Raw genomic sequence first — 12,048 nt, 5'->3', positions numbered from 1 at the left:
CAGGATGAATGACGCTCCCCTCGGCCCTATCCGACCGAGGGTCGCCCCCGTGCTCTCAGAAAACGGATTATGCAGCCTGGAGAATGTTGATGCCGTGCGTGGCGGTCAGCCTCATGATACGGCCGATCGCTTCCGGCGTGGGCGGACCTTTCGGCGCTTCATGGGAAGCGGCGGCTTCAAAGAAGGCGATCATGTCATCATCGACGATCGACATCATCACGGCCTGGACAGGGCTGATGTTCTGATAGGCATGCGGCGCATGGGCCGGAATGGTCACGACATCGCCGGCAACCGCGTCGGTCTCGACAGGCTTGCCGCCGATCATGCTCCAGATGCGCACCGTACCTTCCAGGATACGGAAGATTTCCGGCGAGGCATGGGTATGCGGTGGCGTGCAGCTGCCCGGGGGAATGATGACGTCGATAACATTGAAGGCGGTGCCTTCGAGCTTGCCGCGCTTGCGAACCTGGTCGCCCATGACCCAGAAGGTGTTGGCCGTGACCAGCGGATGGACCTTTGCAGAGCTGTTGGTGTTCATTTCGATTTTTCCATTTTGTTGTGCCCGTCTTTCCTTGCCGCATCGAGCAGGGCTTCGATTGCCCATGCGGCGGCCTTGCCGGCGTCTTCGCCGGAAAGGCCCCAATAATCCTTCATCGTCTGCCAGGCCGTGGCGCTGAACAGCAGCTGCACCGTGGCTTCGAGCTGCCTTGCGCGCTCCGGCGGCAGGTTCTTCGAAATCCCCGCCAGGCTCTTGCGGAAGGCGACCTGTCGTTCGTCATTGGCCTGGAGACGCATCTGCCGGCCGGCGCCGCTCGCATGCGAGGCGCGCACGATCCCCTCGATACCGTCGAGCGAGGCGAAGAGCGCGGGCGGCAGGTCGGTCAGGTCCTTCTCGCTTTCCGGCCAGAAGCGGACGCCGAGCGAAGCGTTCGCGTCGTTCCAGAAAGCCTCCAGTAGCGCTTCCTTGGTGGGGAAGTGCCGAAAGATCGTCCGGCGATTGACGCCGGAGACGGCGGCGAGTTCGTCGAAACCCAGAGCATTGTCCGGATTCTGTTCGAACATGGTGCGAACGCCGGCCAGGATGCGCTCCCGGGTGGCCTGCGCCTGCTCGGCCCTTAACGGGCTTTCATATTTTGTCACTGATAATGTATTCATGTCACTTATAATGACATTAACTTTTCCAGCTGTCAAGTGGGCTGCTTGTGCCTTTGCGAGCCGTGAGGCATTCTCCGTTCATGAGGAGCTTTTTCATTCTGTTCTTGTGCCTGGTGCCCGCTCTTGCCGCCGCGGATCAGGTCTTCTATCCGGCGAAGTCGGGCAATTCCGATGCGCCGGTGCTGACAGTCTATTCGTCACTTGACGAACCGCTCGCGCAGCCGATGATCCGCGGCTTTCAGGAGGCCAATCCGGATGTGGCGGTCAAATATGAGGACATGCTGACGGGAGACATCTACGACCGGATCGTCAGGGAGACGGATGCCGGCCACAAGACGGCGGACTTCGCCTTCTCTTCTGCCATGGACCTGCAGGTGAAGCTTTCGAACGACGGTTATGCGCAGGTGAGCAATCTGCCGATGAGTGCACAGTGGCCGAAATGGGCGAACTGGCGCAATACGGCCTATGCGCTGACCTTCGAGCCGGCCGTCTTCGTCTATCATAAGCCCAGCTTTGTCCATGAAACGGTGCCGAGCTCGCGGGCGGAATTCGTCGATTATCTGAAGCGCAAGGGCAACGATGTCCATGGGCGGATCGGCACCTATGACATCGAGCGTTCCGGCGTCGGCTTTTTGTTTATGGCGCGAGACCAGGAACAGTTCGGCGATATCTGGTCGGTGATCGGCGCGATGGGGGCGGCGGGCGTAAAACTATATTCCACCAGCTCGGCGATCCTCGAGCGCGTGGCCGACGGGCGCTTCGTGCTCGGCTATAATATCCTCGGCTCCTATGCAGCCGACTGGGCCTCGCGTCACTCCGATGTCGGCATCGTGTTGCCGAAGGACTACACCGTCGTGATGTCGCGGATCGGCCTGGTGCCGCAGGCTGCCGCAGAGCCGGAGCTCGGTCGTCGCTACCTCGCCTTCTTCATGTCGAAGGAAGGCCAGACGATCATGGCCCGCGAGTTGCAGATCCCAGCCGTCAGCCCGGAAGTGGCGGGCGAGAATACCGCCAATACGTTGCAGGAACTTCTCGGCGCACAGTTGCGCCCTGTACCGGTCAGCCCCGGCCTGATGGTCTATCTCGATCAGGTAAAGCGGGCGCGGCTGATTGCGCACTGGAACGAGGTGCTGCGCACGCAGTAAAACCTCGCTCGCCAATGCTGCAGTTCAGCAGCGAATTCCAAGTCGAAAACGTATAAAGGGCGAGGTTTACCTCTGGCGAGTCCCGCCGTTCCGCATTGATCCCGCGACAGCGGCAATCAGCCTTTGTGGATCACCACTTCCAGATATTCAGCCGGCACGACCATTGTGCCATCCTTGGCGCGGCTACTCGCTTGGCTGTGGCGAGCGGTAGTCGAATTACGGCAAAAAAGTGTCTTGCCGCACTGGATATCCTGCCGATGTCAGCTAAATGACAGCTTCATATGATGGCTTGGGCTACTTCCTCTCCGTGGAGGCGGAGAGTTGAAGAATTCCGGGAGGACTTCCGCTCGCTATCAGGACAATTACGTCCATCGATCGGTGATCTCTCTCCATTTTCAAAAATAGCACTGGCGGTTCGCTCAGCCGCAGCACGGAGGACACATCGTGAAGCATACTTTCATCGCAACCCTTTTGGCAGCGGCGATTGCGCTGCCGGCGTACGCGGCCGATTACACCATCATCGCTCCGGCAGCGCCCGGCGGCGGCTGGGACCAGACGGCCCGCTCGCTGCAGACGGTGCTGCAGCAGGAAGGCATTTCCAAGAGCGTTCAGGTTCAGAACGTACCGGGTGCCGGCGGTTCTATCGGTCTTGCCCAGTTCAGCAGCCAGAGTGCCGGCAATCCCAACGCTCTCATCGTCGGTGGCTACGTCATGGTCGGCGCCCTGTTGACCAACAAGTCGGTCGTCACGCTGAAGGACGTCACCCCGATCGCCCGTTTGACCGGCGAGTATGAAGCCATCGTCGTTCCGGCCGCGTCCGACATCAAGACGCTTGCCGATCTCGTCACCAAGCTGAAGGCTGATCCGGGCGCCGTTTCCTGGGGTGGCGGTTCTGCCGGCGGCACGGACCATATCGCCGTCGGCCTGATCGCCAAGGCGTCCGGCGTCGATCCGACGAAGATCAACTATGTCGCCTTCTCTGGCGGCGGCGAAGCACTCGCGGCTATCCTCGGCGGTCAGGTCACGGCCGGCATTTCGAGCTACAGCGAGTTCGAATCGCAGGTCAAGGCCGGCACGCTGCGCCTGCTCGGCGTTTCCAGTGATGCCCGCATTGCCGGCGTCGACGCTCCGACCTTCAAGGAAGCCGGTACCGACGTTTCCATCCAGAACTGGCGCATGGTCGCTGCCGCTCCGGGTTTGACCGATGAAGAAGTCGCCTCGATCGCGGCCGACTTCGACAAGCTGCACAAGTCTGCCGCGTGGCAGGAAACCTTGAAGACCAAGGGCTGGGCCGATACCTACCTCGCAGGTGACGAGTTCAAGGCGCAGCTCGAAAAGGATGTCTCTGCTACCGAAGGCATTCTCAAAGATATCGGTCTCGTTCAATGAGCGAAGCCGATACCTCATCGGCAACGAAGCGCCGCCCCGATTGGGCGGCGCTGATCATTGCCGCTTTCCTCATCGTGGTCGCTGCCGTGGTCTTCTGGGATGCCTCGCATCTGAAGACGATCGCGCAATATGATCGCATCGGCCCGTCGACCGTCCCGCAGCTTGTCGCCCTCGGCCTGTTCTGTCTTGGCATATGGACGGCGATCGAAGCCTGGCGCGGCGATTTTCCGGAACGCGAGCATCAGGAAGTGGCGCCCGTTATCTGGATCATCGCGGGCCTCGCCGGGCAGATGCTGCTCCTGCGCACCGCCGGCTTCTCAATTGCGACCGGCGTGCTCTTTGCGCTGACCGCACGCGGTTTCGGCAAGCGCCAGATCTGGATCTCGTTGCCCATCGGCATCATCATGAGTTTCATCGTCTGGGCGATCTTCTCGCAATTGCTACAGCTGACGCTGCCGGCCGGCCCGCTCGAACACCTGTTCTTCTGACAGCGGCGGCCTTGCGCCGGGCGCTTTCAGTTTTTTTGCTTTTTGCGCGGACGGTCCTAGTGCCCCCTAAGGAGCCGCCGCTTGGGACAAAGACATGAGCACATTCGAATTCCTCTGGCAGGGTATTCTGGTTGCTGCGCAGCCGATCAACCTGCTCTATGCCTTCATCGGCGTGACTCTGGGTACCGCCGTCGGCGTGCTGCCGGGCATTGGCCCGGCGCTGACCGTGGCGCTGCTCTTGCCCGCCACCTACAAGCTCGATCCGGGCGGTTCGCTCATCATGTTTGCCGGTATCTATTACGGCGGCATGTACGGCGGCTCGACCACCTCGATCCTCCTGAATACGCCGGGTGAAAGCGCCTCGATCGTCACTGCGCTCGAGGGTAATAAGATGGCGCGTGCGGGCCGTGGCGGGCCGGCGCTGGCGACAGCCGCCATCGGCTCCTTCGTTGCCGGCCTCATCGCCACGCTCGGCCTTGCTTTCGTCGCGCCCTATATCGTCAAGCTGGCACTTGTTTTCGGTCCGCGCGAATATTTTGCGCTGATGGTGCTTGCTTTCGTTACCGTCTCCTCCGCCTTCGGGGATTCGGCGCTGCGCGGTCTCACCTCGCTCTTCATCGGCTTTGCGCTCGCCATGGTCGGCATCGACCAGCAGACGGGCCAGGCTCGCCTTTCATTCGGTATTCCGGACCTGCTCGACGGTATCGAGGTGACGACGCTCGCCGTCGCGATGTTCGCCATCGGCGAGACGCTTTATATTGCCGCCCAGGGCAATCGCGGTGAGGACAAGGTGGAAGCGGTGCGTGGCTCGCTCTGGATGAATGCCCAGGACTGGGCGCGTTCCTGGAAGCCGTGGCTGCGCGGCACGATCATCGGCTTCCCGATCGGCGCCATGCCGGCAGGCGGTGCCGAAATTGGCACTTTCCTTTCCTATGCCACAGAAAAACGTCTGTCGAAGAACCCCGAGGAATTCGGCCATGGCGCCATTGAAGGCGTCGCCGGTCCTGAGGCCGCCAACAATGCCTCGGCCGCCGGCACCCTGGTGCCGCTGCTGACGCTCGGCCTGCCGACATCTGCGACGGCGGCTATCATGCTCGCCGGTTTCCAGCAGTACGGCCTGCAACCGGGTCCGCTGCTTTTTGCGACCAATCCGCAGCTCGTCTGGGGTCTCATCGCCAGCTTGCTGATCGCCAATGCGATGCTGCTGGTGTTGAACCTGCCGATGATTGGCCTCTGGGTTCGCCTGCTGACGGTTCCGAAGCCGTGGCTTTATGCAGGCATCCTGCTGTTTGCGACACTCGGCACCATCGGGGCCAACCCGTCGGTCTTCGAGCTCGGCATGCTGCTTGGCTTCGGCGTGCTCGGTTATATCATGCGGATCTTCGGTTATCCGATCGCCCCTACTGTCGTCGGCCTCATCCTCGGGCCGCTCGCTGAGCAGCAGCTTCGCCGAGCGCTCTCGATCAGCCAGGGTGACGTGACCACGCTCGTCATGTCGCCGATCGCCTGCGGCCTATTGATCGTCGCGGCCGCGGCCTTCCTCATTCCGCTGATTCTGAGATTGCGTGGCCGCGGCCAGGTTCTCTCTCAGCTTGCGGCAAATGAAGACTAAAACAAAAGACGACCCTGACCCCTAATTCGGGCCGGCCGTGGCGACATGGCCGGCCTTTTCTTTGCTGTTTGTTATTTTTTATCGGCGCCTGGAAACAAACCATTCCGTAAGTATATGAATTTATAAATGAAATTTACATGAGCCTTGAACTTTGTTCTTTCGCCGGCGAAGAAATATGCGCTTTTCGCATAGCAGCGGTGATTTCCTGCGCGTTGTAGGGGCAGCCCTGTCTTCCCACCTATGAGCAGTCAATCACAGAGCGAGAGGAAAGAAGATGTCCGCTATTAGAAAGTCGATCCACAATGGTTTCCTGGCACGCGCTTTCGCAGCGCTCGGTGCCGCAAATGCAGTCAGTGCCGCTGTCGAGGGCGGTCGCAAGCCGCGCGCCCGTGATCTGCAGGAACTTGGGATCGATCCGGTGACCTTCGGCCGTGTCATCCGGTAAGACGTGCCGGACGCATAGATTGAATACCAAAGTACCCATTGAATGAATGAGCCCGCAACCGTTGGTCGCGGGCTTTGTTTTTTTGAACTATGCAAGCCGCAGCGCCAGACCACCGCGGCTTTCTTATTATCAGGCGTGCAGGCGCTCTCGCTCGGGAACATGCGCTTCCTTCTGCCGCTCCTGCCTGTTGTGGCGGATCGAGGACCAGAGCGAGATGCCGATCAGGGCGGCACCACCGAGGCCGGTAATGACCTCGGGTATGTGCACCATGGTCTGCACATACATGATCACCGAGAGGATCAGGATGGCGTAGAAGGCGCCATGTTCCAGATAGCGGTATTCGGCGAGCGTTCCCTTTTCTACCAGCATGATCGTCATGGAGCGTACATACATGGCGCCGATGCCGAGGCCGATGGCGATGATGAAGAGGTTCTGCGTCAGCGCGAAGGCGCCGATGACGCCATCAAAGGAGAAGCTGGCATCCAGCACTTCCAGATAGATGAAGGCGCCGAGGCCACCTTTTGCCGCCTCGCTCATCGCGCGCTGCGATGCATCGAGGATGCCGCCGATGACTTCCACCACCAGGAAGGTCACGAGACCGTAGATGGCGCAGTAGACGAAGGTGGTCGCGTCCTCACCCTCCAGGAGATAGGAGAAAAGTAGGATCAGCAGGAGCACGAAGGCGATCTCGATGCCCTTGATCGTGGCCGAACGCGCCATCAGCCGCTCCAGCGAACCGATCCAGTGGACTTCCTTCTCATGGTTGAAGAAGTAAGTCAGGCCGACCATCATCAGGAAGGTGCCGCCGAAGGCCGCGATCGGCAGATGCGCATCATTCATGATGCGGGCATATTCAGCCGGTTCACGTGCCGCCAGCACGAGCGCTTCCCATGGGCCAATCTTTGCCGCGATGGCGACGATTGCCAGCGGAAAGACGATACGCATGCCGAAAACGGCAATGACGATGCCCCATGTCAGGAAGCGGTGTTGCCAGACGGGAGTCATTTCCTTGAGTTTGTTGGCGTTGACGATGGCATTGTCGAAGGAGAGCGAAATCTCCAGAACGGCCAGCACGGCGCAGATGAAGAAAACGGTGGCCATGCCACCGAGCGTACCGGTCGACTGCCAGCCAAGGAAGGCGCCGAGTGCAAGGCCGACCGCCGTGACGATGAAGGCCCAGCGGAAATAGCCGAGCGAGGATTTGTGGGATTGGAGCTGGTTCATGGCTGCACCTCGCAGCCGCAAACCTGGTCGGAAAATGGGGTGAAAGCAGAAAAACGCGTACCACTAAGGGCATGCGCGTTTGGCATGGTGAGCTTTTTCATCGATGAAAAATCCGCCGGCTAATTTGCAGGCGGTACCGACATCACGAGAGCGCCGTAAAAACTCTCGCCAGAGGGGCCCGGCACCAGGGTTCCCCCGCAGCCGATGTCTGGATGAGGCGGCGGGTGCTCCAGTAGGTAGTGAAGTTGTCGCGCCAGTCAAGATACCCGATCGGGCAGAGCTGGCGATTTCTTTGGAACCATGCGGGGCTCTCGCCCGTTACGACCTAGCTGAGCCGATGAAAACATCTGAGATATTCTTGAAGGAGGGCGACGATGCAGAATTCGACCCATGTTCCCGATAAGCGCACGGAAGCCTCGGACCGCATGAAGCGGGCAAGTCCTAATCGCATGCAGAAAGCCCAGGTGCTTCCGCCGCACCAGGTCGACCTGACGCTTACGCCGGGTGTCTTCCACGACATCCATGTGCCGGCGCATGTCACCGGCAGCGACCTTTCCAAGGGCGGACCTGACATCAAGAGCGACAATGCCAAGCTCGCAAAGCCCGTCCGTTGAAACCAGTTCCGTAACGACAAGACAGGTGAGATGCGAATGACAATCAATCTTGTGCCGCGTGATATCTTCATCCAGCACGAATATGAGTGGCAGGCCGTACGCGAGGCGGCCGAGCGCCGGATCGATGTCGGCAAGCGCGAGACGCCATCCGTGCCGCCAAGCGAGCAAACGGCGAAGACGCCCGCTGCTGCACCTTCGGCAGCGCAAGGCTGCTGAGTCCCAGGTAGAACTTGTGCGAGACGCCCGGCCATGAAGCCGGGCGTTTTCATGTCCGGCGAATTTCGGTTTGGGAAAGCGATCCGCGGCGATGCCTTGCCAACCTTTCGGAAAGGATTGCGCGGCGATAATCCGGCCCATTCAAGGGAATCGGATCGATGGCCAAGACAGCGACACGCGGCCGCCGCAAGGCGCCGGCAAAAAGGAAGAGCAGCGCATCCTCCGGAGGCGCGATGCCCTGGCTGGTGCTCGGCATCGCCGCGGTGGGCGCCATTGCCGCCTATGACAACTGGAAAACCATTCGCCCGATGCTTGGCAAGGCACCGGCTGCCGTTATCCGCGAAGCGGCTGAAGCCAAGCCTCAGGCATCCAAGGAAGCGCCGAAGCAGGTTGCTGTCGCAGCACCTGCCGCCAAGCCACGGCAGACGAACGATCCGGTGCCGCCCATGGCGGTCCCCTCGGTTCCGGTTCCGACGGCAAAGATCGTGCCGGCCTCCATCTCCCCTGTTGCCCCGTCTTCTTCGGAAACCGCCAAAGCCGCCTTTGGATATTGCGGGCAAGGCGAACATATCAATTGCGTCGGCGATGCCGGCACCTTCTGGTACAAGGGTGAGAAGATCGTCATCGCTGATATGGTGAGCCCGGATGTCGATCGCGCGCGCTGTGAAGACGAACGGAAGATCGCCTTTGCCGCCAAATCGCGGCTGCTGGCGCTGCTGAATGCCGGTCCGTTCAATATGAATGCTGCCGGCAAAGCGGATGACCGTGGCGCGCCGCGCGTCATTTCGCGCGACGGGCGCTCCTTCGGTACGCGTCTTATCAATGAGGGCCTAGCGAGGAAGCCGGGATCTGCTTCAGGCTCCTGGTGCGCCTGAGGCCGTCAGTCTAACGATCTCTTATTTTCCACCGTTTTTGCGTGCCGGTGCCTTGCCGCTGGTGCGGAAGCTGCCCGTGAAGGCCGCATCCTTGCTTTCCGCCGTGCATTCGATGGCTGTCGGCTTGCCGGCATAGGGATTGCCGAAGGTGCAGAAGCCTGCAACCTTCACCTCGCCCGTCATCTTGTTGCCGACGCCCGTGGTGACGAGACTGAGCGGCAGGCGGGCATTGCCATTGGATGCAGGCTTGATGCCCTTCCCATCGCCCTGGAAGCCTAGCAGCTTGCCATCAGAGGTGAAGATGAAGGTGACGGTGCCGTTGACGAGCGTCACACTTGCCAGCTCTCCCTTGCAGCCCTTCGTGGCGTCGAACTTGGCGACGACCAGCTTCTGGCACTTGCCGCCAAGCGCGATGACGCCGGGCGCGCCCGGAAAATTGTCATCCGCCTGCGCTGCAGCGGCAAAAGTGAGGGTGGAGAAGGCGGCGATGGCAAGCGCAGATAATTTCATTTCGATTCGAACCCCGTGTCCTGACGAGGCGAATCAATGCCTCAGGTTCCATTATCGCGCATGGCATGGCTCTGTGTCCGAATTTGGTTTCGGCGCTCTCTCTTATCCTGTCAGCAGGGATACATTCGCTTCAGCGACGTGAGCAGGACGTAGGGATAAACCTGGAACGTTTCCTCGCCGATATCTGGGTGCAGTTCCAGATATTTCTTCACAATGGCAACATATTCGGTGTTTGAAATCGCGCGGTCTCGCGGTGGGCAGTATAGCCGCGGTTGGCCTGCATCTTTGAGTTCGTCGTTCACAAATAAAAGTGTCAGTCCGGCTGCGCCGATTAGCATTTCGACGACACTTGTCTGCTTGCTTTCCATCAGCGTGCGGAACTTCATATCTTCCTTTGCGGAAGCCGGGCCCGAGTTCAGCATCAACAGCAATATCAATCCAATAGTGATTTTCATGCGCACCCCCAATGAGGGAGAGCGAAACAACATTGCAACCGATTGGTCAAGCCTTCCTTCGGGGGAAGTCTGTAGGACTGCCTTGCTGATTGAGTTGCGATGCTGCGCAGGCGTGAGATGATTTGCAAACGGCATATCGCCAAAATGAAAAAGGCCTTTCGACTTCCCGAAAGGCCTTGCTTTTCAGCGAATTAGGATGGTGGGCGTGACAAGGATCGAACTTGTGACCCCTACGATGTCAACGTAGTGCTCTCCCGCTGAGCTACACGCCCATCCGATGTCGGCGCATAGATCACAAAACCTCCGGAGCCGTCAATAGGCTTTTTTGAAGTTTTGTGACGAGCCGCCAAGACGCCTTACGCGGCAAGCATCTTGTTGACCTCGTCGACGAGGTCGCGCAGGTGGAAAGGCTTGGAAAGGACCTTTGCATCCTTCGGAGCCTTCGAATCAGGGTTCAGCGCAACGGCTGCAAAGCCGGTGATGAACATGACCTTCAGGTCAGGATCGAGTTCGGTCGCGCGGCGCGCCAGCTCGATGCCGTCCATTTCCGGCATGACGATATCGGTCAGCAACAAGGAGAAGGGCTCTTCACGCAGGCGGTCATAAGCGCTCGCGCCGTTGTCGTAGGAAAGGACCTTGTAGCCGGCCTTTTCGAGCGCCTTCACCAGGAAGCGGCGCATGTCGTTGTCGTCTTCGGCGAGAAGTATCTTCTGAGTCATTAATCCGGACCGCTGATCACTAGTGTTTTATGGGATACCAGCCGTCTACACTAGACTTCGCCCGGTAAACAACCGGTGAAATCGCCCTGGCCGCGACCGCCATCCCTTCTATGTAGTATGGACTTAAGGGCAGGCAACTGGCAACATGGCCGTCACAGCCACTTGATGACATGGTAAAGAGGGCAGGAAGTGCCGGAAATACGCGAATACGAGCTTTTTGAAGTGCATGAGCCCGTGTCGCAGACCATTCCCTTCGTCTACAACTCCCCTCACAGCGGCCGCATTTATCCACCGGAATTCATCGCGCAGTCGCGGCTGGAAGGTATCTCGATACGCCGTTCTGAAGACCATTATGTCGATGAACTGTTCGGCGCGGCCGTGGATCTCGGCGCACCGCTGCTGCTTGCGAATTTCCCGCGCGCTTATCTCGACGTCAATCGCGAGCCCTACGAACTCGATCCGCGCATGTTCGACGGGCTGCTGCCGCCTTATGCGAATATCAACTCGCTCAGGGTTGCGGGCGGGCTTGGTACGATTCCACGCATCGTGGCTGAGAACATGGAAATCTATGCGCGCCGGCTACCCGTTCAGGAAGGGCTGGAACGTGTCGAAAGCGTCTATAAGCCCTATCACTTCGCGCTGCGGCGGCTGATTGCACGCACGCACGTGCAATTCGGCTTCGGTGTCCTGATCGACTGCCATTCCATGCCGGGCAATGTGCGTGTCGCCGGCAGTAATGCGCGGCCGGACTTCATCATCGGCGATCGTTACGGCACCAGCGCTTCGGCTGAACTGTCGCGCACGGCGATCGGCATTCTCGAGGAGATGGGTTTTGCGGCGATCCGCAACAAGCCCTATGCCGGCGGCTTCATCACAGAGCATTACGGCCGGCCGTCACGCGGGCTGCATGCGCTGCAGATCGAGGTCAACCGCTCGATCTATGTCGATGAGGTAACGCTGGAGAAGCGGCCTGATTTCGACACCGTTGTGAGCGCCATCACGTCGTTCATGCGGCAGATGGCTGATTATGTCGAGAAATTTGCCGGCGACCGAGCCCTGGCGGCCGAGTAATTTTCAGTCTTCAGGTCAAAAAAAACCGCGCTTTGTCAGCGCGGCTAAGTCTAGGGAGGAAACACCCAAGGAGGGTATTTACAGTCAGAAGACTGTAGGTAAGAAACTACTGCTGCATTGCACAATTGTC

At 59.6% G+C, this 12,048-nt stretch carries 15 protein-coding genes and 1 tRNA gene; 9 read left to right on the top strand and 7 right to left on the bottom strand.

The window, feature by feature from the left end:
* Positions 1-67 precede the first annotated feature (67 nt).
* Both FHT87_RS24290 and FHT87_RS24285 read right to left on the bottom strand, forming a co-directional pair.
* The gene (locus tag FHT87_RS24290) at positions 68-538 is read right to left on the bottom strand and encodes a cupin domain-containing protein (RefSeq protein ID WP_183805268.1); all 471 of its coding nucleotides are present in this window, start codon (positions 536-538) and stop codon (positions 68-70) included.
* Positions 535-1,140, bottom strand: coding sequence for a TetR/AcrR family transcriptional regulator (locus FHT87_RS24285; RefSeq protein ID WP_183735289.1), 606 nt, complete (start codon positions 1,138-1,140; stop codon positions 535-537). Before FHT87_RS24285 ends, FHT87_RS24290 begins: the two co-directional genes overlap by 4 nt.
* Before the next feature lie 95 nt (positions 1,141-1,235).
* Between FHT87_RS24285 and FHT87_RS24280 the strand changes: the two genes are divergently transcribed.
* The 5 genes from FHT87_RS24280 to FHT87_RS24260 all read left to right on the top strand — a co-directional run bounded on the left by FHT87_RS24280 (position 1,236) and on the right by FHT87_RS24260 (position 6,234).
* The gene (locus tag FHT87_RS24280; RefSeq protein WP_183805267.1) at positions 1,236-2,300 is read left to right on the top strand and encodes an ABC transporter substrate-binding protein; all 1,065 of its coding nucleotides are present in this window, start codon (positions 1,236-1,238) and stop codon (positions 2,298-2,300) included.
* A gap of 444 nt (positions 2,301-2,744) precedes the next feature.
* Positions 2,745-3,689 carry a tripartite tricarboxylate transporter substrate binding protein gene (locus FHT87_RS24275; RefSeq protein WP_037103547.1) on the top strand — a complete coding sequence of 315 codons (945 nt, stop codon included), beginning with the start codon at positions 2,745-2,747 and terminating at the stop codon, positions 3,687-3,689.
* Positions 3,686-4,177: a tripartite tricarboxylate transporter TctB family protein gene (locus tag FHT87_RS24270; protein ID WP_183735287.1), complete on the top strand. Its 492-nt coding sequence runs from the start codon at positions 3,686-3,688 to the stop codon at positions 4,175-4,177. The genes FHT87_RS24275 and FHT87_RS24270 overlap by 4 nt, the downstream gene beginning before the upstream one ends.
* Positions 4,178-4,271: 94 nt before the next feature.
* Entirely contained in the window at positions 4,272-5,789 is a 1,518-nt protein-coding gene (locus tag FHT87_RS24265) for a tripartite tricarboxylate transporter permease (RefSeq protein WP_183735286.1), read from the top strand.
* Positions 5,790-6,063: 274 nt separating this feature from the next.
* Complete coding sequence (locus FHT87_RS24260) at positions 6,064-6,234, top strand: hypothetical protein (RefSeq protein ID WP_183735285.1); 171 nt, start codon at positions 6,064-6,066, stop codon at positions 6,232-6,234.
* A gap of 129 nt (positions 6,235-6,363) precedes the next feature.
* Here FHT87_RS24260 and FHT87_RS24255 read toward each other — a convergent pair whose 3' ends face one another.
* Positions 6,364-7,458, bottom strand: coding sequence for a DUF475 domain-containing protein (locus tag FHT87_RS24255; protein ID WP_183735284.1), 1,095 nt, complete (start codon positions 7,456-7,458; stop codon positions 6,364-6,366).
* Between the two features lie 374 nt (positions 7,459-7,832).
* On the opposite strand from FHT87_RS24255, the gene FHT87_RS24250 reads away from it, so the two are divergent.
* The 3 genes from FHT87_RS24250 to FHT87_RS24240 all read left to right on the top strand — a co-directional run bounded on the left by FHT87_RS24250 (position 7,833) and on the right by FHT87_RS24240 (position 9,163).
* Positions 7,833-8,072: a hypothetical protein gene (locus FHT87_RS24250; RefSeq protein WP_183735283.1), complete on the top strand. Its 240-nt coding sequence runs from the start codon at positions 7,833-7,835 to the stop codon at positions 8,070-8,072.
* 36 nt (positions 8,073-8,108) lie between these two features.
* Positions 8,109-8,288, top strand: coding sequence for a hypothetical protein (locus FHT87_RS24245; protein WP_183735282.1), 180 nt, complete (start codon positions 8,109-8,111; stop codon positions 8,286-8,288).
* 158 nt (positions 8,289-8,446) lie between these two features.
* Positions 8,447-9,163 carry a hypothetical protein gene (locus FHT87_RS24240; RefSeq protein WP_183735281.1) on the top strand — a complete coding sequence of 239 codons (717 nt, stop codon included), beginning with the start codon at positions 8,447-8,449 and terminating at the stop codon, positions 9,161-9,163.
* Positions 9,164-9,184: 21 nt separating this feature from the next.
* Here FHT87_RS24240 and FHT87_RS24235 read toward each other — a convergent pair whose 3' ends face one another.
* The 4 genes from FHT87_RS24235 to cpdR1 all read right to left on the bottom strand — a co-directional run bounded on the left by FHT87_RS24235 (position 9,185) and on the right by cpdR1 (position 10,847).
* A complete protein-coding gene (locus FHT87_RS24235) occupies positions 9,185-9,673 on the bottom strand; it encodes a hypothetical protein (RefSeq protein WP_183735280.1) in 489 nt (162 codons plus the stop codon).
* Between the two features lie 110 nt (positions 9,674-9,783).
* Positions 9,784-10,128 (bottom strand): hypothetical protein, encoded by a 345-nt coding sequence (locus FHT87_RS24230; protein WP_183735279.1) that lies wholly within the window; start codon positions 10,126-10,128, stop codon positions 9,784-9,786.
* Positions 10,129-10,325: 197 nt separating this feature from the next.
* A tRNA-Val gene (locus tag FHT87_RS24225) sits at positions 10,326-10,400 on the bottom strand.
* An 84-nt stretch (positions 10,401-10,484) separates the two neighbouring features.
* Positions 10,485-10,847 (bottom strand): response regulator CpdR1, encoded by a 363-nt coding sequence (cpdR1, locus tag FHT87_RS24220; protein ID WP_003542883.1) that lies wholly within the window; start codon positions 10,845-10,847, stop codon positions 10,485-10,487.
* A 189-nt stretch (positions 10,848-11,036) separates the two neighbouring features.
* Between cpdR1 and FHT87_RS24215 the strand changes: the two genes are divergently transcribed.
* Entirely contained in the window at positions 11,037-11,918 is an 882-nt protein-coding gene (locus tag FHT87_RS24215) for an N-formylglutamate amidohydrolase (protein WP_183735278.1), read from the top strand.
* Positions 11,919-12,048 lie beyond the last annotated feature (130 nt).

This window comes from Rhizobium sp. BK316, assembly GCF_014193695.1.
GTDB lineage: Bacteria > Pseudomonadota > Alphaproteobacteria > Rhizobiales > Rhizobiaceae > Rhizobium.
The sequence above is the reverse complement of the archived record's forward strand: the minus strand, read 5'-3'. Positions and strand labels throughout refer to the sequence as shown.